Consider the following 1161-nt stretch of genomic DNA (forward strand, 5'->3'; position numbering starts at 1 on the left):
CCGTCGTCGATTGGGCGAAGGCAGGCGGCAGGCCGAGCCCCAGGCTCAGCAGGATCGCCGCGGGACCGCGGCGTCGGAGGACATCCGCTCGCATCACACTGCTCCTGTCGCCTGACGACGGGGCCGCCCCGGCCCCGGACACGCCGCGCACTTGCCTGGGTCGGGAACGATCTTAGGCGTACCGCGCCCCTGCGTCCAGAAAGGTCGCCCTCGCTCATGCCGGGAGCGGGCCATTGCCGATCCCTCATCACCATCACACATGCCGGCAGCCGCGGTTCCTGTCCGCGACCGGTTGCCGGGACCGATCATGCATCACGATCGCCCGGCGTGGAGAGGAGAGCGAATCCATGACATCATCCCTGCCGGCCCTCGTCCGTGCGGCGACCGTCAGCGCCGCTTTGGCGGCCGCGGCACTGCTCGCGCCCGTCATGGCTCAGACGCCGCCAGCCACGGCTCCCGCTGCCGTTCCGGTCGTCGAGAGCGATATCGTCAATGCAAAGGGCGAGCCCATCGGGCGGATCGCCATCCGCGATGGCGCCAACGCTCTGGTGCTGCGGCTGACCGTGCAGCCGGGCGGGTTGCCGCCGGGCTGGCACGGTCTCCATTTCCACGCGGTGGGCGATTGCAGCGACACCCGGACGTTCGAGAAGTCGAAGGCGCACGTCAACCACGACCAGAGCAAGCACGGCCTGCTCAATCCGGACGGGCCGGACGAAGGCGACCTGCCCAACATCCATGCCCATGCGGACGGCTCGGTGAATGCGGAAGTGTCGAGCGATGCCCCGATCAACGGCGAGGGCGGCCTCAAGGACGGCGACGGTTCCGCCCTGATCATCCACGCCGACGCCGACGACCACACAACTCAGCCGATCGGAGGTGCCGGCCCGCGCATCGCTTGCGCGGTGATCAAGTAGGGACCGTCGTCAGGACGAACTACAGTTCGAAGAAACGCATGATCCGGAATCGAGCCGATCAAGGCGGACCCGTTCCCCGCCCTTCCCCGAACGCGCCGGGAGGGACGAGAGGGGGCGACGGCCGTCGCGATCACTCGACGCGGATATGGCTCAGCGCGGGCGCCGGCCTACCGCCACGACGTTGCCGCCGCGGGCCTTTCGTTCTGGCAGGGTTGCCTGGACGGTCTCGACGATGCTGGCGGCATCG

General features: G+C 69.1%; 1 protein-coding gene. It reads left to right on the forward strand.

Going from position 1 to position 1161, the window contains the following annotated elements:
• Positions 1 to 347 precede the first annotated feature (347 nt).
• A complete protein-coding gene (locus ACFE7U_RS14500) occupies positions 348 to 914 on the forward strand; it encodes a superoxide dismutase family protein (RefSeq protein WP_375410425.1) in 567 nt (188 codons plus the stop codon).
• Positions 915 to 1161 lie beyond the last annotated feature (247 nt).

This window comes from uncultured Methylobacterium sp. (assembly GCF_964251405.1).
Classification (GTDB): Bacteria; Pseudomonadota; Alphaproteobacteria; order Rhizobiales; family Beijerinckiaceae; genus Methylobacterium.